Genomic DNA, 17,392 nt, shown 5'->3' with positions numbered 1-17,392 from the left:
GCCGGGCAACCCGCGTAAGCCTTGATCTGCGTCATGTCCATGGGCCCTTTGTCCGCCGCCATCCATCTGTTCAACCTGGTTCTGCCCGCCCTGGCGGTGGCGGTGCTGCTCGTGCTGGGCTGCAAGGTCTTCATGCGAAAAAGGGCTGCAGCGCGCGGCACGCTTGCGCAGATAGCTATCAACTTCGTAGTAGGCGGCGCCATCATCGCTGCCGGCCTGGTGTGGCTGGGACGCGACGGCAAGATGCTCACCTACGCCGCCCTGGTGCTGGGCTGCGCCACTACGCAGTGGGTGCTTTTGCGCGGCTGGCGCTGACCGGTCCGTTCTCAACCCGTCATTCCCGCGCGGCCGGCAGCAGCAGGATCTTGCCCACGTTGGCGCCCGATTCCATGCGCCGGTGCGCCTCGGCCGCATCGGCCAGCGGGTAAGTCCGGTCGATCACCGGGCGCAGCGAGCCCGCCGCCAGGGCCGGCAGCCAACGCGCGGCAAAGCGCTGCACCATGCCCTGCTTGACCTCGGGCGGGCGCGACTTCATCACCGTGCCGAAGATCTGCAGGTGCCGGTACAGCACCGCGTCCATGGGCAGCGTGCCCTGCTTGCCGCCGAGCAGTCCCACGCAGACCATGCGCCCGCCCTCGGCCAGGGAGCGCACGTTGCGCTCCAGGTAGGGCGCGCCGATGAAGTCGATGACCACGTCCACGCCGCGGCCGCCTGTGGCCTCGTGCACCACGGCCTGGAAGTCCTCGCTGCGGTGGTCCACCACCACGTCGGCGCCCAGATCCCTCACCGCATCGTGTTTGGAACCGCTGGCCGTGGCGAACACCCGTGCGCCCGCGGCGCGCGCCAGCTGCACCGCCGCAGAGCCCACGCCGCCACCGGCGGCATGCACCAGCACCGATTCGCCGGCCTGCAGGCGCGCCAGGTGGAACAGCGCCTCGTGCGCGGTCACGAACACTTCGGGGATGGCGCCGGCCTCCACCAAGCCCAGGCCGTCCGGCACCGGCATGGCCATGCGGTAGTCGATGCGCGACAGCTCGGCATAGGCGCCACCGCCCACGATGCCCATCACCCGGTCGCCCACGGCGAAGCCCTGCACCTGCGCGCCCACGGCCTCCACCGTGCCGGCGACCTCCAGGCCCATGGTGTCCGCATCGCCGAACGATGCCCGGCCGTAGGCGCCCTGGCGGTGCAGCAGATCGGCACGGTTCACGCCGATGGCGGCGTTGCGCACGAGCAGGTCGTGGGGGCGGAGTTCGGGGATGGCGGTGTCGCGCAGCTGCAGTACGTCGGGGCCGCCGAAGTCGTCGAAGGCGATGGCTTGCATGGGGGTGGAGGTCATGAAAGGTGAAGCGTGAAGGGTGATGTGGGAGGGAACTCGCCTGCCTTCATGGAGGCTTGGCGTGCCGCATGGCAGGAGCTTATGCGCGCCGGATGCATGCATGGTGCAGCGATTTCGCTCTACAGTGATGCAAATATGCATCACTGCCGTGCTGCCCTGACCACCGGCCTCCCGCCGCGCCACCGCCATGAACTGGGACGACACCCGCATCTTTCTCGCCCTCACCCGTGCCCCCTCATTGCGGGCTGCGGCACGCAGCCTGGGCATCGACCAGGCCACTGCCGGGCGGCGGCTGAACGCGCTGGAGGCCGAGCTGGGTGCCCGCCTGTTCCTGCGGGCGCGGGACGGCTACCTGCTCACCGCCGCCGGCGAGGCCGCGCTGGCCGCCGCGCGCCGCATGGAGAGCGCGGCGCTGGACCTGCGCACCAAGGTCGAGGGCCAGGACGAGGAGCCCGGCGGCCTGGTGCGCGTGACCAGCACCGACTCGATCGCCGTGGACCTGCTCCTGCCGGCCATCGGACGGCTACAGCAGCGCTGGCCGCAGATCCGCGTGGACCTGCAGGTGTCCACGCAGTTGCTCAGCCTCACGCGCCGGCAGGCCGATATCGCCTTCCGCAACGTGCGGCCCGACACGCCCGATCTGGTGGTGCGGCGCGTGGCCTCCTGGCCCGTGGGCCTGTTCGCCAGCGCCGTCTACCTGGAGCGCTTCGGCATGCCCCAGCCCGAGGACGAACTGCGCGGCCACCACCTCGTCGCCTATGCCCCCTACTTGGAGAACGCGCCGCACCTCACCTTGGCCGGGGTGCCTGCGCGCCAGGGCCGCATCGCCGCTGCGCTGCCCTCCAGCCTGCTGGTGCGCAAGGCGGTGGCGGCCGGCCTCGGTATCGGCGAGATGCCGCTGTGGATGGGCGAACGCGAAGGCCTCACCCGCCTGTGGCCCGACCGCCGCCGGGCGCATGACTACGACGTCTGGCTGGTGCTGCACCCGGACCTGCAGCGCACGGCGCGGGTGCGGGCGGCGGTGGAGTTCCTGTCGGCGGCGGTGGGTGGGCACCTTGAGCAGCCTGAGGCTGTGTAGCGGAGCAGCGGCCGGTGGTGCCGCCATTGGTTGGGTGCGGTCGGCCAGAATCCGGGCACCCCGACTCGCTGGAGCGATGCGATGAAGTCCGCCGGAATCAAAGGCACGGTGTCCATGGAGCTGGTTCATGAGGCCCTGGGCTCCGCCATCCACAGGAACCTGGAAATCACCCGGGTGCTCGACCATGCCCATCTGGACAAGGCCCTGCTCGGATCGCCGCGTGCGCGGATTTCCGCGGACGCCTACTCCCGCATGTGGGTCAGCCTGGCAGACCTGATGGACGATGAGTTCTTCGGACTCGACAGCCACGGGCTGCGCCGCGGAAGCTATGCCCTGATGACCCGGGCCGCCGTGGGCTGCGACAACCTGGAGCACGCCCTTCGCCGCATCCTGCGGTTCCTGCACGCCACCCTCGATGACTTCCGGGGTGAGTTGGTCCTGTCAGGCGACGAGGCCCGCATCGTCCTGCATGACGGCGGGGTGATGCGCCGGCTGTTTGGCTACGGCACCTGGTTCATCCTGGTCCATGGCCTGGCCTGTTGGCTGGTGCACCGCAGGATCGCGGTCACCACCCTGCAGTTCCGCTGCCCTGCGCCGGCCGATGACAGCCATTACCGGACGCGCTTCTGCGACAACGTGGTGTTCAACGGCGAGTCCACCTACCTGTCGTTCTCGGCAGAGCTTCTGGCGCTGAAGATCGTGGAGACGCAGGACACGGTGGATGGCTTTCTGCGCGCCGCACCGGCGAACCTGCTGGTCAAGTACCGCAACGATGCGAGCGTGAGCGCGCAGATCCGCAAGAGGCTCCGCGCCGAGTTCCCCGAGGGGTGGCCCGACCTCGACGCGCTGGCCCAGGACATGTGCGTGTCCGGCACCACGCTCCAGCGCCGCCTGCAGCAGGAGGGCATGAGCTACCAGAAGCTGCGGGATGACCTGCGCCGGGACATCGCCATCGATCTGCTGTCCGGGGATGCCCTCACCGTCGCGGAGGTCGCCGCCCGAACCGGCTTCCAGGAAACCAGCGCCTTCCACCGGGCGTTCAAGAAGTGGACCGGCGTCAGTCCCGGGGCCTACCGGTCGCGCGGTCCCGCGCCATAGCCCGAGCGCCGCGGCCGCTACTGCGGCCAGTGTCCAAACGCCCCAGCGCATCCGGGGTGGCTGGGCATGGTGATGAGGCCCTTCAGAACCTACTCTCCGCCTGAGCCGCACACAGAGCGGCACATCACAACGACAGGAGACAAAGATGCAACAGGTGGATGTACACGCCCTGGCTGGGCAATCCCGATTCAACCGCTTCCACGGCCTCGTGCTTTTCTGGTGCGTGCTGATTCTGGTCATCGACGGCTATGACCTGGCCGTGGTCGGGGCGGCCCTGCCGTCGATCATGAAGGACATGGGCGTGGACGCGACGAGCGCCGGCATCATGGCCGGCTCGGCGCTCTTCGGCACCATGCTGGGCGCGATCTTTCTCGGAACCCTGGCGGACCGGATCGGCCGTCCCCGCATGACCGCGGTGTGCGTGGCCCTGTTCAGCCTGTTCACGGCTGCCGCGGGGCTGACGAACGATCCCGTCAGCTTCAGCGTGACGCGGTTCATCGCCGGGCTGGGGATCGGCGGGGTGCTGCCCATCATGACGGCGCAGATGGGCGAGTTCGCGCCGGCCCCACTCCGCACGCGGCTGGTCACCATGGTCTTCGCCGGCTACTCGGTCGGCGGCATCCTGGTCGCCTTGACGGCCAAGCAGCTGATCGAGAGCCACGGCTGGCAATGGGTCTTCTACGTCGCCGGCCTGCCGGTGCTGTTGATCCCGTTCATCCTCAAGACGATGCCGGAGTCCTTGTCCACCCTGGTCAAGCAGGGCAACCAGGCGGAGCTGCGCCGCATCGCCCAGAAGATGGCACCGCAGCGCGCGCTGCCCGCCCAGGCCGTGTTCGTCGGCTCGCCGACGGACAAGGCCCGGGCCGCGCCGGTGCGCAGCCTCTTCGAGGAAGGCCGCGGCTTCAGCACCGTCATGATCTGGATGGCCTTCATGACGGGCCTGTTCATGGTCTATGCGCTGAATTCCTGGCTCACCAAGCTGATGGCGATGGCGGGCTACAGCTTGGGTTCGGCACTCAACTTCGTCATCGTGTTCAACGTGGGCGCCATCTTCGGTGCCATCGGCGGCGGCCTGCTGAGCGACAAGCTGAATATCAAGCACGTGTTGGTTTCCTTCTATGTCATCGGTGCGTTATCGCTCACTGCGCTCGCGTTCACCAAGTCCACCGAGCTGCTGTTCTTCGTCGTCTTCATCGTCGGCGCGTCGACCCTGGGGACCCAGCTGTTGGCCTACGCCTATGCCGGCGATTTCTACGCACCAGCCACCCGCTCCACGGGCGTCGGCTTCGCGTCGGGCGTGGGGCGCATCGGTGCGATCGTCGCGCCCGTCCTGATCGGCTGGCTGGTGTCCCTGAACCTGCCCATGGAACAGAACTTCATGGCGATCGCACTGGCCGGTGTGGTCGGGGCCTGCGCCGTGATGCTGGTGAACCAGTCGCGCGCCGACTCGTCGCGGGTGAAGGCCGAGCGCGCGCTCGCCGGCTGATGGCCCCGGGGGAAGGCTGCGCGCCCCGGCGGGTGAATGAGGTGACCGCCGCTCTCCGTGGCGGTGCCGTGGGGGCCTGGCACGCCACGGGAGAACGGCGCTTTCGAGGAATGGAGATGAGTGCTTTGGATGTACACAACGAGGAATGGCTGATGGACCGCAGTGCCCCGAGCAGGCTCGACCCCGACACCTTGAAGGAGGCCGTGGCTTGGGCGATCAAGTCGCGGCGCAGCGTCCGGGCGTTTCTTCCGACCCCCGTGGCCCGCGAGGACATCGAATCGATCCTGCAGACCGCGAGCCACAGCGCCTCGGGCATGAACATGCAGCCCTGGCGCGTGCATGTGGTGACGGGGGCCATGAAGGAGCGTCTCTCCGCTGCCCTGGCCCGGCTGGATGACGATCCATCGGCTGGTGCGCTGGACGAGCCGTACGACTACTACCCCCGCGAATGGGTGTCGCCCTACCTGGAGCGGCGCCGCAAGGTCGGCTGGGACCTGTACGGGCTGCTCGGGATTGCCAAGGGCGACAAGCAGCGCATGCACCGGCAGCACGGGCGCAATTACCGCTTCTTCGACGCGCCGGTCGGGCTGTTCTTCACGGTGGACCGGCAACTGCAAGAGGGCAGCCTGCTGGACTACGGCATGTTTCTGCAGAGCGTGATGGTGGCTGCCCGCAGCCTTCAACTGCACACCTGCCCCCAGGCCGCGTTCCTGAAATTCCACCGGCAGATCGCTGCCCTGCTCGGCATACCGGACGGGCGGATGCTCGTGTGCGGCATGAGCCTGGGGTATGCCGATCCGTCGTGCATCGAGAACACCCTCGTCACGGAGCGGGAGCCCGTGTCCGCATTCACCAGCTTCCACGACCGGTAGGAGACAAAACGATGAGCGCAGCTTCTTATTCGCAAGGCCTCGACCGGTGCGCGGCCAACCATGTGCCTCTGACACCGCTGGGTTTCCTGGACCGCGCCGCACTGGTGCATCCGCACCGTGCCGCCGTGGTCCATGGCGATCTCCAGCGCACTTGGCAACAGATGCGCGAGCGCTGCTACCGGCTTGCCTCTGCCCTGGTGGCGCGGGGCGTACAGCCGGGCGACACCGTTTCCGTGCTCGCTCCGAATACGCCTGCGCTGCTGGAGGCGCACTACGGCGTGCCGTTGGCGGGGGCGGTGCTGAATGCGATCAACCACCGGCTTGATGCAGAAGGCATCGCATTCATCCTGCGCCACGGGGAGTGCCGGCTGCTCATGGTCGACCGTGAACTCGTGCCCGTGGCCACGAAGGCCCTGAAGATGCTGGAGGACCCGCCGGCCGTGGTCGACATCGCCGACCATCTGGCCCCCGAAGGGCCGGCCCTCGGCGACACCGACTACGAGGCCCTGCTTGCCGGCGGCGACCCGCAGTTCCCGGGCCTCTGGCCCCAGGATGAATGGCAGCCCATCGCCCTCAACTACACCTCCGGGACCACGGGCGACCCGAAAGGCGTGGTGGCCAGCCACCGCGGCACCTACCTCATGAGCCAGCTGCAGGTGACCAACTGGGCGCTGCCCAGGGCGCCGCGCTATCTGTGGACATTGCCCATGTTCCACGCCAACGGCTGGTGCTTCACCTGGGCGATCACCGCCGCCGCGGGCACGCACATCTGCCTGCGGCGCGTGTCCGCCGACGCGGTGTGGACGGAAATCGAGGACCGGCGCGTGGACCACCTGTGCGCTGCGCCCATCGTCATGGCCATGCTGGCCGACGCTGCCAGGGACCGGAAGCTGCCGCACCCCGTCCGGGTGCTCACGGCCGGCTCGCCCCCGCCCCTGGCCGTCCTGCAGTCGGTGCTGGATATGGGATTCGACGTGGAGCATGTGTTTGGCATCACCGAGGTCTCGGGCACGCCCGTGAGCTGCGTCTGGCAGGATGGCTGGGACGATCTGCCCGCGGCCGAGCAGGGCAGGCGCCGCATCCGCCAGGGGGCGCGTGCCGCCATGTTCGAAGGCCTGATGGTGGGCGATGCCGATACGCTCGCCCCGGTCCCGCAGGACGGTTGCACCACGGGCGAGCTGATGCTGCGGGGCAACACGGTGATGATGGGCTACTTCAAGAACGAAGCGGCCACACGGAAGGCGCTGGCGGACGGATGGTTCCGGACCGGCGACGTCGCGGTGGTCCATGACGGCGGCGCCATCCAGATCACGGACCGGTCCAAGGACGTCATCATTTCCGGCGGCGAGAACATCTCCTCGGTCGAGGTCGAGGATGTGCTGCATGCGCATCCCGCCGTGCTGCATGCTGCCGTGGTCGCCCAGCCGGACGCCCGCTGGGGGGAGGTGCCCTGCGCCTACGTCGAACTCAAGGCCGGTGTGAGCGCGCCGACGCAGGAGGCGCTCATCGCGTTCTGCCGCGAGCGGCTGGCGCACTTCAAGTGCCCGAAGCGCGTGGTCTTCCATGCGCTTCCGAAGACGGCGACCGGCAAGATCCAGAAGTTCTTGCTGAGGCAGGAGGCCGGCAGCCAGCGGGCCATCACGCAACTGGCGGAGCACGGCAGGTGACCGAGGCCGCCGAAGGCGCCGCTCCGCGGCGGAGCCCGGCCGTCGCGCGGGCTGCCGCCCGGCGGGGCGCTTGCCTGGCTCAGCGCACCGGGCCCCGGGTAATGCCCCGTGCATCCGCTGCTCCGCCCGCCTAAGCTGCCGTCTCCATCACAACGATTCGGAGACCTCCCATGCGCTTGCGCACCTGGCTTGCCGCCGCCGCCTTGACCCTGACTTCCGTGGCCGCTCTGGCCCAGCAGGGCTTTCCGTCCAAACCCATCCGCGTGGTCATCGGCTTTCCGGCCGGCGGGCCGCTGGACCAGCATGCGCGGCTGCTGACCGACAAGCTCCAGGCGGTGCTGGGCCAGCCGGTGGTGGTGGACTACAAGGCCGGCGCGGGCGGCACGGTGGGCGCGCAGGACGTGATGAAGGCACCGCCCGACGGCCACACGCTGATGCTGGCCAACACGGGCGTGATGGTCATCAATCCGGCGCTGTACAGCCGGCTGCCCTACGCCACGCTCAAGGACTTCACGCCCATTGCGCGAACGGCGATGCAGCCGCTGGCGCTGCTGGTCAACCCCAAGCTGCCGGCGCAGAACCTGCAGGAGTTCATCGCCTATGCCAAGGCGCGGCCGGGGCAGGTCAACTTCGGCTCGGCGGGCAATGGCGGCATCAGCCACCTGGTGCCGGAGATGTTCAAGACCGCCACGGGGCTGTTCATGGTGCACATCCCCTACCGCGGCAGTGCGCCGGCCTTCACCGACCTGATGGGCGGGCAGGTGCAGTTCATGGCCGAAAGCATTCCGCAGGCCGCCGCGTACCACAAGCAAGGCAAGGTGCGCGCGCTCGCCGTCACCAGCCGCGAGCGCAACCCGGCGCTGCCCGAGGTGCCCACGGTGATCGAGAGCGGCATCAAGAACTTCGAGGTGGTGGGTTTCTACGGCTTTTTGGCGCCTGCCGGCACGCCCAAGGAGGTGGTGGCCAAGCTCAGCGACGCCTTCGGCCAGGTGATGCAGTCGGCCGAGGTGAAGAACCGCATGGTGAGCCAGGGCGCCGACCCGGCCTACCTGGGCGCCGAGGATTTTGCGAAGTTCCTGGCGAGCGAGATGCCGCGCTGGGCCACGGCGGTGAAGCAGTCCGGCGCCAAGCTGGATTGAGAAGTCCGCTCGGCCACTCCGGATTCATTCACGCCATCTGAGCGCGGCGCCGCTTTGCAGGCGTTTTAGGCCGCTGGCGCTTATCTGGTAAGCGCAAGCAGCTATCAACTATGTAGCGGTCGGCGCTGCGCCCGCAGCCCCGGCAGGGCCCTGGGGCTGCGGCACCGCGACGGTGGGCAGCGCAGGGGCCGCATCCGCTGCGGCGGGCGCGGGGGCATGGGGCGCCACGCTGGTCGATGCCGGTGGCGACAGGGCCAGGCCGGCGCCGCGCAGCGATTCCAGGATGGTGAACAGCAGGTCGCTCTTCACGCCGCCGGCGTTGCGCGGGTTGCTCACGTAGCCGATGGCCAGGAAGGTGAGCGTGCCGCTGACGATGTCCTCCAGCGTGACGCTGGGCTCGGGATTGTCCAGGATGCTCTCGTGCGCCTGGAAGGCCTCCAAGATCAGGGCGCGCATGCGCTTGGCGTCCGTGTCCAGCGGCGCGGGCAGGCGCAGCAGCACGCGGCCCGGGGCGCCGGTCAGCGTCATGTTGCGCACGGTCTTGGTGATGAACTCGGAGTTGGGCACGATCACCGTGGAGCGGTCGCCCAGCTGGATCTCGGTGGCGCGTACGTTCACGCGGCGCACGTCGCCTTCGGTGGTGCCCAGCACCACCCAGTCGCCCACCTTCACGGGGCGCTCGGCCAGCAGGATCAGGCCCGAGATGAAGTTCTGCACGATGGCCTGCAGCCCGAAGCCGATCCCCACCGACAGCGCGCTCGCCACCCACGCGATGCGCTCCACGCTGATGCCCAGGCCCGCCAGCGCGATGGCCACCACCACGATGCCGCCCACGTAGCCCAGCAGCGTCGTGATGGAGCTGCGCATGCCCGGCTCCAGCGAGGTGTTGGGAAAGTAGCGCTCGCTCAGCCAGCGCTTGACCACGCGGATCATCAGCAGCCCGGCGATGATCACCGCCAGGGCCGTGAGCAGCGCCTGCGGGGCGAGGGTGATGTCGCCCACCTTCAGGCTGTGGTCCACGGTGGTGCCACGGCGGAAGACCTCGTCCGGCCCCGTGCCGAACGGCGCCATCAGCGCGATCACCATGTAGAAGAACAGCGCCACGCGCACCACGCCCGAGACCAGCACCGAGGCCTGGTCCAGCAGCTTGGCGTCCAGCCCCAGGCCCTTGTGCAGCCGCTCGCCGAAGCCGCCCTTGGACGAGAGCAGGGCTTCGCACAGGTCGTCCGCCAGCTGGATCAGGAGATAGGTGGTGGCGAACACCACGGCGCTCCACACCATCTGCCGGGCCAGCGTGCCGGCCAGCGCCACGTAGCCGAAGGCGACCAGCAGCACCGTGGCCGTGGTGGCCACACCAGCGCAGGCGATCAGCAGCCCGACCCACACCGGGCGGGCAGGAGGCGGGGCCGCCGGCGCTGCGGCTTCGCCGTCCTGCGCGGCAGCCGCAGCCGCAGCCGCAGCGGCCGGGACGGCGGTGCGCAGGTGCCGCAGCGTGCAGGTGGCGAGGGCGGAGACCAGCAGCGCGACGAACGCATGGGCGGTGACTTCGGCCGCAAGGCTGGAGCCGATGATGGTGTTGATCTCGGTGATCAGTCCGCCAACCGCCGCCACGATGGCCAGCCACCAGGGGTAGGGGCTCAGGCGGGTGGCCAGATCGTCCGGGATGGCCGGCAGCCGCCAGGAGCTGCGCTTGCGTGCCAGCAGCGCATGGCCCAGCCCGATCACGAACGCCGCGAACACGGCCAGGCCCACCGAGGCCTTGGACAGGGCCTGCAGCATCTCGCTGAACTCGCCGCCCAGCTCCAGCCCGCTCCAGGCGAGCTGCGCGGCCAGGCCGATCAGCAGCACATACGCCACCACCGACACCGACGCCAGCAGCGACCGGCGCAGCCGCCCGGCGGGGAGCCGTGCCGGCGCCAGCCGCACCAGCAGCCGCTCTGCCAGCCAGGTGCCGGCCACGGACAGGAGCAGGGCGCCGACCAGGCTGGCGATGAAGCCGGTGCGGTGCTCGGGCACCATGGCGCGGTCCACGGCCTGGCGCAGTTCGCTGCCCAGCGCCTGCAGCCGGGCCAGATCGCCCGGCACGGCGTTGCGCAGGTTGCGCCAGAAGGTGCTGCCCAGGGGCGAATCGATGCGTGCGGTGAGGGCGGCCTGGAACTGCTCGCGCCGCTGGCGGATCAGGTCGGCGCCGCGCTGCTCGGCGTCCACGGCGATCAGGCGGGCGAGCTTGAGCTCGGCATCCACTACGCCGCGCTGCTTGGTGAGGGCCTTGCGCTGCTCGGCCACGTCCGGCGCGTCGGGGGCGGCGCCTTTCTCGGGCGCCGGGCCCAGGCCGGCCAGCCGGGAGTCCAGGTCCGCCAGCTCTTCCGTGCGCCGGGCGGCGATCTGCTCGGCCGCCGATCCGATGGCGTAGACCTCGTTGAGCCGTTTGCGGCCGTCATCCTCTTCCGACAGCTTCTGGGGCAGCGCGTCGAGCTGCTTGCGCAGGTCGTCCACGCTGGGCAGCTGGGGCTCGGCATCGACCGGCTTGCTCGCCGCCGCGGCGGGCGGAACGGCGGCGCGGTCCTGGGCGGCGGCTGGCGTGGCGGTGCCCACCGCCAGCCCACAGGCCAGCGCGGTCCAGAGCAGGAGGGAAAGCATCCAGCCGCGGGCATCCGCCGGAAGCAGACGGGCCGGGAGGGAGACGGGGCTGAATGCGGGGTGCAGGCGGAAAGCGCCGTGCGGCAGGTGCCACGCACGGCGCGAACGGGGCGTTTTTTTCATGCGCGCCATTGTGCTTCGGCGCGGCGGCTTGTCATGTGGCGGATGTAAGTGAGGGTCTCAGGCAGACGTCCGACACTTTCTGCGATTGGGTTGGCGCGCTCAGGCTGCGGCGCAGGCCGGGCTGAACAGGTCCACGCGGTCGGTGATGATGCCGTCCGTGCCCAGGTCGATCAGCCGCTGCGCGGCCCATTCGTCGTTGACGGTGTAGCTCAGCGTGCGCAGGCCGGCGCCGTGGACAGCGGCCACGGTGTCTGCGTTCCACAGGCCATGGTTGCACACCACCGCCACGCAGCCGAGCTGCTGCGCCGTGTCGAGCCAGCCGTCGGTCAGCGTGTCCAGCAGCAGGCCGCGCGGCAGACCGGGAGCCGCATCCCGTGCGCCGGCCAGCGCCGCAGGCTTGAAGGAGGTGAGCAAGGGCGGCACGGCCTGGCCATGCCACAGGCGCGCGGCGAGCGCAGCCACCGCACGGCCCGTGGCCTCTTCCACGCCCGGGGTGGGCTTGATCTCGATGTTCAGCAGGTAGCCATTGGCGAGGCAGTAGCGCGCGGCGTTCTCCAGTGTGGGCAGGGGCTCGCCGGCGTGGGCGCGCGAATGCCAGGCACCGGCGTCGAGCTGGGCCAGGTCGCTCCAGGGCAGGTCGCCGCCGGTGCCGCGGCCACTGGTGGTGCGCTCCAGCGTGGCGTCGTGCATGAGGAAGGGCACGCCGTCGGCGCTGAGCTTGGCGTCGCACTCGAACATGCGATAGCCGTGCGCGGCGCCCAGGCGGAACGCGGCGAGCGTGTTCTCGGGTGCGAGCTTGCCGGCGCCGCGGTGGGCGATCCAGCGGGGATAGGGCCAAGGGATGGAGAGCGCAACGGAAGAGGTCATGGCGATGGGGGGCAGAGGAAGAGGAGGCGGAGTGCGCGAAGTATGAACCCGGCAGGGCCTGTCTCGTCCGAAGGCCGCGGGGCAGGCCCAGGCCATGCGGGCAGACGCCCTGGAACCGGATCTGCCCGGCCATTGGTGTCGTCCTGTTGCGGGGGGAAGGCGCCTCGGGCGACTCAGGGGGGAGATGTGGACTCGCCGAACTTCAGCAGGTTGCCGTGCGGGTCGGTCACGTACAGCTCGCGCATGCTCCAGGGACGCTCCACGGGCGGCGGCAGCGCCAGGCCGCGGGCTGTGAAGTCGGCATGCAGGGCGCGGGTGTCGCCGCGCACGTAGCAGGAGGTGTTCTCGGCGATGTGGCGCTCGGTGCAGAGCCAGAAGTGCAGCTCGCAGCCGTCGCGCGCCACGATCAGGTAGTCCGCATGGCGGGCCAGCACCTGGAAGCCCAGGCGTTCGGAATAGAAGGCTTCGCTCGCCTGCAGGTCCAGCGAAGCCAGTACCGGGATGGTGGCGCGCAGCAGCGGCAGCGGCTGCTGCACCGGCGGCTGCGGGCTTACCGCAGCCGGATAGGCCGCCGGCGGGTGCAAGGTCGCGTCGGCGGCCATCCCGGCGGTCCGGGTTTACAGGCGCTTGCCGGTGGAGGCGTCGAACCAGTGCAGTCGCGACTCGCGCGGCGTCACGTGGATGATGTCGTCCGTCACCGGGTGCTGCGGGCCTTCCTCGATGCGCACGATGATCTGCTCGCCGCCCACGCGGCCGTAGACCAGGCGTTCGGCGCCCAGCAGTTCCACCGTTTCCACGCGCACTTCCCAGCCGGTGCTGGTGATGTCCAGGTGCTCGGGACGGATGCCCATGATGGTGCCTTCCTTGCTGCCGGGTGCGTTCTTCAGCAGGTTCATCGGGGGCGAGCCGATGAAGCTGGCCACGAAGGTGGAGGCGGGGGTGTGGTAGACCTCCTCGGGCGTGCCGAACTGCTCCATCACGCCGCCGTTCATGACGATCATGCGCTGGGCCAGCGTCATGGCCTCGACCTGGTCGTGCGTCACGAACAGGCTGGTGATGCCCAGTTCGCGGTGCAGCTTCTGGATTTCCAGGCGGGTCTGGGCGCGCAGCTTGGCGTCCAGGTTGGACAGCGGCTCGTCGAACAGGAACACCTGGGGCTGGCGCACGATGGCGCGGCCCATGGCCACGCGCTGGCGCTGGCCGCCGGAGAGTTCGCGCGGCTTGCGCTCCAGCAGATGGCTCAGTTCCAGGATCTTGGCGGCCTTGTCCACGCGGCGCTGGATCTCGTCCTTGGGCACCTTGGCGATCTTCAGGCCGTAGGCCATGTTCTCGTAGTTGGACATGTGCGGATACAGCGCGTAGTTCTGGAACACCATGGCGATGTCGCGCTGGGCGGGTTCCAGGTCGTTGACCACGCGGTCGCCGATGCGCAGCTCGCCGCCGGAGATTTCCTCCAGGCCGGCGACCATGCGCAGCAGCGTCGATTTGCCGCAGCCCGAGGGGCCGACGATGACGACGAACTCACCGTCGTGGATCTCGGCGTTCACGCCATGGATGACCTGGTTGGCCTTGGGGCCGTGGCCGTAGCGCTTGATGATGTTGCGAAGGGAAAGAGATGCCATGATTGCTATTGAATTTGTAGCTGCTTGCGCTTGAAGGATAAGCGTTAGAGGCGAATTTGATGCTTACTTTTCGGTGTCGACCAGGCCCTTGACGAACCAGCGCTGCATCAGCACCACCACCAGGGCGGGCGGCAGCATGGCCAGCAGGGCGGTGGCCATCACGATGTTCCACTCGTTACCGGCATCGCCGCCGGCGATCATGCGTTTGATGCCGATCACCACGGGGTACATGTCCTCCGATGTGGTCACCAGCAGCGGCCACAGGTACTGGTTCCAGCCGTAGATGAACTGGATCACGAACAGCGCGGCGATCGACGTGCGCGACAGCGGCACCAGGATGTCCTTGAAGAAGCGCATCGGGCCGGCGCCGTCCACGCGGGCGGCCTCGACCAGTTCGTCCGGCACCGTCAGGAAGAACTGGCGGAACAGGAAGGTGGCCGTGGCCGAGGCGATCAGCGGAATCGTCAGGCCGGCGTAGCTGTTGAGCATGCCGAGGTCGGACACCACCTGGTAGGTGGGGCCGATGCGCACTTCCACCGGCAGCATCAGCGTGATGAAGATCAGCCAGAAGCAGATGCCCTTGAAGGGGAAGCGGAAGTACACGATGGCGAAGGCCGACAGCAGCGAGATGGCGATCTTGCCCAGCGTGATGACCATGGCCGTCACGAAGCTCACCCACATCATGTGGGCGACGGGCGCGCTGGAGCCGGGACCCGAGCCGCCGCCGAACAGCGTGTCGCGGTAGGTCTGCCAGAAGTTGCTGCCCGGCAGCAGGGGCATGGGCACCTGCACGATGTCCTGCGCGGTGTGCGTGGAGGCCACGAACGCCAGGTACAGCGGGAAGCCGACGATGATCACGCCCAGCACCATGATCAGGTGCGAGAACAATTTGAGATAAGGACTGCGTTCAACCATTTGAGTTTTCCGATGTGTGCATTGCCGAGGGCGCGTGAATTGCGCACGGCCCAGACCAAGGCAGCCGAGCAAGGGCCGCGCCGCAGCGAGGGCTGCGTCCCCCTGCCCGCCGTGCGCAGCACGGCGAGAGCGGGGGGAAGGCGCGTAGCGCCTCAGGGGGGTGTCGTTTCATCAGTACTGCACTTTCTTCTCGACGTAGCGGAACTGGATGACTGTCAGAACGACGACGATGGCCATCAGCACCACCGATTGCGCCGCCGAGCCGCCCATGTCCATGGCCTTGAAGCCGTCGTGGTAGACCTTGTAGACCAGGATGGCCGTGTCGCGCCCCGGGCCGCCTTGCGTGGTGGCGTCCACGATGGCGAAGGTGTCGAAGAACGCATACACCACGTTGATCACCAGCAGGAAGAAGGTGGTGGGCGACAGCAGCGGGAACTGGATGCTCCAGAAGCGGCGGGCCGGGCCGGCGCCGTCGATGGCGGCGGCCTCGATCAGCGACTTGGGGATGGACTGCAGGCCCGCGAGGAAGAACAGGAAGTTGTAGGAGATCTGCTTCCACACCGCGGCGATCACGATCAGCGCCATGGCGTGGTCGGAGTTGAGCATGTGGTTCCAGTCGAAGCCGGACTGGCGCAGCATGTACGCCACCACGCCCAGCGAGGGCGAGAACATGAACATCCACAGCACGCCGGCCACGGCGGGCGCGACGGCGTACGGCAGCAGCAGGGCCGTCTTGTAGACCATGGCGCCCTTGATGATGCGGTCCGCGAAGATGGCCAGGATCAGCGACAGGCAGATGCCGCTCACCGCCACCAGGATCGAGAAGAAGGCCGTGGTCTTGAACGAAGCCAGGTAGGCCGGGTCTTCGAACAGCGAGCGGAAGTTGTCCAGGCCGACCCATTCCTTGGAAAAACCGAAGCTGTCCTGCATCTGGAAAGACTGGACCAGGGCCTGGCCGGCAGGCCAGAAGAAGAAGATGCTGATGACCACCAACTGGGGGGCCAACAGCACCCAGGGCAGCCACGCGGAGCGAAAGAGGACGCGTTTTTCCATATCAAGACTCTCAAAAAGACGACCCGCCGCCCGGCGAACCGAAGGGTTCGCGGAGAGCGGCGGGCCTCAATGCAACCGGCCCCATGCGGGGCCGGCTGGCATCGGCAGAAGGGTGCCGGAGCTTACTGTGAACTGACTTACTTGTTGGCGCGTGCGAAACGGGCCAGTTGCTCGTTGCCGCGGGTCACGGCGGTGTCCAGAGCTTCCTTGGGCGACTTCTTGCCGGCCCAGATCTGTTCCGTTTCCTCGTCGATGATGGTGCGGATCTGCACGAAGTTGCCCAGGCGGATGCCGCGCGACTTGTCGGTCGCCTTGCGGATCATCTGCGTCACGGCCACGTCGGTGCCGGGGTTCTTGGTGTAGAAGCCCGACGCTTCCGTCAGCTTGTAGGCAGCGGTGGTCACCGGCAGGTAGCCCGTGCGCTGGTGGCTGGCGGCCTGCACCTTGGTGTCGTTCAGGAAGTTGAGGAAGTCGGCCACGCCTTTGTATTCCTCGGCCTTCTTGCCCGACATCACCCACAGGCTGGCACCGCCGATGGCGGTGTTCTGGGGCGCGCCCTTCACGTCGTCGTAGTAGGGCAGGGCGGAGATGCCGTAGGCGAACTTGGCTTCCTTGGCGACGCGGGCGTACAGGCCGGAGGAGCCGGTGATCATGGCGCATTCGCCCGAGGGGAACGAGGCGTCAGGCGCGTTGCCGCGGCCCTTGTAGACGAAGCTGCCGTCCTTGGAGGCCTTGGCCAGGTTCTCGAAGTGGCGAACGTGCAGCGGGGTGTTGATTTCCAGCTTGGCATCGGTGCCGTCGAAGCCGTTGTTCTTGGAGGCGAACAGCGTGTTGTGCCACAGCGAGAAGCTCTCCAGCTGCGTCCAGCTGATCCAGCTGGTGGTGAACGGGCAGCTGTGGCCGCTGGCCTTCAGCTTGGTGGCGGCAGCGAACACTTCGGGCCAGGTCTTGGGGGCCTTTTCAGGGTCCAGGCCGGCCTTCTTGAAGGCGTCCTTGTTGTAGTAGAAGATGGTCGTGGAGCTGTTCAGCGGGTAGCTCAGCATCTGACCATTGGGCGCGGTGTAGTAGCCGGCCACGGCGGAGACGTACTGCGTCGGATCGAACTTGAAGCCCGCGTCGTTCAGCACCTTGGCGGCGGGAACGATGGCGCCCTTGCTGGCCATCATGGTGGCCGTGCCCACTTCGAAGACCTGCAGGATGTGGGGCGCATTGCCGGCACGGAAGGCCGCGATGGCGCCGGTCATGGATTCGTCGTAGGTGCCCTTGTAGGTCGGAACCACCTTGTAGTTCGTCTGGCTGGCGTTGTACTGCTTGGCCAGGTCGTTGACCCAGTCGCCCAGCGCCGCGCTCATCGAATGCCACCATTGAATCTCGACGGGCTGGGCCTGTGCGGGAGCGCACACGGACAGCGCAATGGCAGCAGAGAGCGCCAGATGCTTAACTTGCATGAAATGTTTCTCCATGGATGACGAAATGCACGAAGCGCCCATGTT

15 protein-coding genes are annotated in these 17,392 nt (G+C 68.3%); 7 read left to right on the top strand and 8 right to left on the bottom strand.

The annotated features are described in order from the left end of the window. The first annotated feature begins 39 nt into the window (after positions 1-39). Positions 40-315: a hypothetical protein gene (locus QE399_RS01180; protein ID WP_309831886.1), complete on the top strand. Its 276-nt coding sequence runs from the start codon at positions 40-42 to the stop codon at positions 313-315. 19 nt (positions 316-334) lie between these two features. On the opposite strand, the gene QE399_RS01175 is transcribed toward QE399_RS01180, so the two are convergent. Next, positions 335-1,324, bottom strand: coding sequence for an NAD(P)H-quinone oxidoreductase (locus QE399_RS01175; RefSeq protein WP_309831884.1), 990 nt, complete (start codon positions 1,322-1,324; stop codon positions 335-337). Positions 1,325-1,526: 202 nt separating this feature from the next. Between QE399_RS01175 and QE399_RS01170 the strand changes: the two genes are divergently transcribed. From QE399_RS01170 to QE399_RS01145, 6 genes are all read left to right on the top strand, one after another. Beyond that, positions 1,527-2,417: a LysR family transcriptional regulator gene (locus tag QE399_RS01170; RefSeq protein WP_309825520.1), complete on the top strand. Its 891-nt coding sequence runs from the start codon at positions 1,527-1,529 to the stop codon at positions 2,415-2,417. Positions 2,418-2,498: 81 nt separating this feature from the next. Continuing rightward, the gene (locus QE399_RS01165; protein WP_309825519.1) at positions 2,499-3,515 is read left to right on the top strand and encodes an AraC family transcriptional regulator; all 1,017 of its coding nucleotides are present in this window, start codon (positions 2,499-2,501) and stop codon (positions 3,513-3,515) included. 145 nt (positions 3,516-3,660) lie between these two features. Further along, complete coding sequence (locus tag QE399_RS01160) at positions 3,661-5,001, top strand: MFS transporter (RefSeq protein ID WP_309825516.1); 1,341 nt, start codon at positions 3,661-3,663, stop codon at positions 4,999-5,001. Between the two features lie 152 nt (positions 5,002-5,153). Then, entirely contained in the window at positions 5,154-5,873 is a 720-nt protein-coding gene (locus QE399_RS01155; RefSeq protein ID WP_309831883.1) for a nitroreductase, read from the top strand. 11 nt (positions 5,874-5,884) lie between these two features. Next, positions 5,885-7,540 carry an AMP-binding protein gene (locus tag QE399_RS01150; RefSeq protein ID WP_309825515.1) on the top strand — a complete coding sequence of 552 codons (1,656 nt, stop codon included), beginning with the start codon at positions 5,885-5,887 and terminating at the stop codon, positions 7,538-7,540. Between the two features lie 170 nt (positions 7,541-7,710). After that, entirely contained in the window at positions 7,711-8,679 is a 969-nt protein-coding gene (locus QE399_RS01145) for a Bug family tripartite tricarboxylate transporter substrate binding protein (protein WP_309825513.1), read from the top strand. 108 nt (positions 8,680-8,787) lie between these two features. On the opposite strand, the gene QE399_RS01140 is transcribed toward QE399_RS01145, so the two are convergent. The 7 genes from QE399_RS01140 to ugpB all read right to left on the bottom strand — a co-directional run bounded on the left by QE399_RS01140 (position 8,788) and on the right by ugpB (position 17,347). Beyond that, a complete protein-coding gene (locus QE399_RS01140; protein ID WP_309831880.1) occupies positions 8,788-11,319 on the bottom strand; it encodes a DUF3772 domain-containing protein in 2,532 nt (843 codons plus the stop codon). Positions 11,320-11,541: 222 nt separating this feature from the next. Further along, complete coding sequence (gene ugpQ / locus QE399_RS01135) at positions 11,542-12,309, bottom strand: glycerophosphodiester phosphodiesterase (RefSeq protein ID WP_309825511.1); 768 nt, start codon at positions 12,307-12,309, stop codon at positions 11,542-11,544. A gap of 173 nt (positions 12,310-12,482) precedes the next feature. Beyond that, on the bottom strand, positions 12,483-12,911 hold the full coding sequence (locus tag QE399_RS01130; RefSeq protein ID WP_405042994.1) for a bleomycin resistance protein: 429 nt from the start codon (positions 12,909-12,911) through the stop codon (positions 12,483-12,485). A gap of 15 nt (positions 12,912-12,926) precedes the next feature. Then, positions 12,927-13,931, bottom strand: a complete 1,005-nt coding sequence (locus tag QE399_RS01125) for a sn-glycerol-3-phosphate import ATP-binding protein UgpC (protein ID WP_309825508.1) — start codon at positions 13,929-13,931, stop codon at positions 12,927-12,929. A gap of 63 nt (positions 13,932-13,994) precedes the next feature. Next, a complete protein-coding gene (ugpE, locus tag QE399_RS01120) occupies positions 13,995-14,846 on the bottom strand; it encodes a sn-glycerol-3-phosphate ABC transporter permease UgpE (protein ID WP_309825507.1) in 852 nt (283 codons plus the stop codon). A 171-nt stretch (positions 14,847-15,017) separates the two neighbouring features. Next, complete coding sequence (ugpA, locus tag QE399_RS01115; protein ID WP_309825505.1) at positions 15,018-15,899, bottom strand: sn-glycerol-3-phosphate ABC transporter permease UgpA; 882 nt, start codon at positions 15,897-15,899, stop codon at positions 15,018-15,020. Between the two features lie 137 nt (positions 15,900-16,036). Beyond that, on the bottom strand, positions 16,037-17,347 hold the full coding sequence (ugpB, locus tag QE399_RS01110) for a sn-glycerol-3-phosphate ABC transporter substrate-binding protein UgpB (protein ID WP_309825503.1): 1,311 nt from the start codon (positions 17,345-17,347) through the stop codon (positions 16,037-16,039). Positions 17,348-17,392 lie beyond the last annotated feature (45 nt).

This window comes from Paracidovorax wautersii (genome assembly GCF_031453675.1).
GTDB lineage: Bacteria > Pseudomonadota > Gammaproteobacteria > Burkholderiales > Burkholderiaceae_C > Paracidovorax.
Note: the sequence above shows the minus strand (reverse complement) of the source record. Positions and strands in the feature narration are given on the sequence as shown.

Bases quoted from the DNA above. Each gene is read 5' to 3' on its own strand.
- QE399_RS01180 (WP_309831886.1), top strand. From the start codon at position 40: ATGGGCCCTTTGTCCGCCGCCATCCATCTGTTCAACCTGGTTCTGCCC.
- QE399_RS01175 (WP_309831884.1), bottom strand. From the start codon at position 1,324: ATGCAAGCCATCGCCTTCGACGACTTCGGCGGCCCCGACGTACTGCAG.
- QE399_RS01170 (WP_309825520.1), top strand. From the start codon at position 1,527: ATGAACTGGGACGACACCCGCATCTTTCTCGCCCTCACCCGTGCCCCC.
- QE399_RS01165 (WP_309825519.1), top strand. From the start codon at position 2,499: ATGAAGTCCGCCGGAATCAAAGGCACGGTGTCCATGGAGCTGGTTCAT.
- QE399_RS01160 (WP_309825516.1), top strand. From the start codon at position 3,661: ATGCAACAGGTGGATGTACACGCCCTGGCTGGGCAATCCCGATTCAAC.
- QE399_RS01155 (WP_309831883.1), top strand. From the start codon at position 5,154: ATGGACCGCAGTGCCCCGAGCAGGCTCGACCCCGACACCTTGAAGGAG.
- QE399_RS01150 (WP_309825515.1), top strand. From the start codon at position 5,885: ATGAGCGCAGCTTCTTATTCGCAAGGCCTCGACCGGTGCGCGGCCAAC.
- QE399_RS01145 (WP_309825513.1), top strand. From the start codon at position 7,711: ATGCGCTTGCGCACCTGGCTTGCCGCCGCCGCCTTGACCCTGACTTCC.
- QE399_RS01140 (WP_309831880.1), bottom strand. From the start codon at position 11,319: ATGCTTTCCCTCCTGCTCTGGACCGCGCTGGCCTGTGGGCTGGCGGTG.
- ugpQ (WP_309825511.1), bottom strand. From the start codon at position 12,309: ATGACCTCTTCCGTTGCGCTCTCCATCCCTTGGCCCTATCCCCGCTGG.
- QE399_RS01130 (WP_405042994.1), bottom strand. From the start codon at position 12,911: ATGGCCGCCGACGCGACCTTGCACCCGCCGGCGGCCTATCCGGCTGCG.
- QE399_RS01125 (WP_309825508.1), bottom strand. From the start codon at position 13,931: ATGGCATCTCTTTCCCTTCGCAACATCATCAAGCGCTACGGCCACGGC.
- ugpE (WP_309825507.1), bottom strand. From the start codon at position 14,846: ATGGTTGAACGCAGTCCTTATCTCAAATTGTTCTCGCACCTGATCATG.
- ugpA (WP_309825505.1), bottom strand. From the start codon at position 15,899: ATGGAAAAACGCGTCCTCTTTCGCTCCGCGTGGCTGCCCTGGGTGCTG.
- ugpB (WP_309825503.1), bottom strand. From the start codon at position 17,347: ATGCAAGTTAAGCATCTGGCGCTCTCTGCTGCCATTGCGCTGTCCGTG.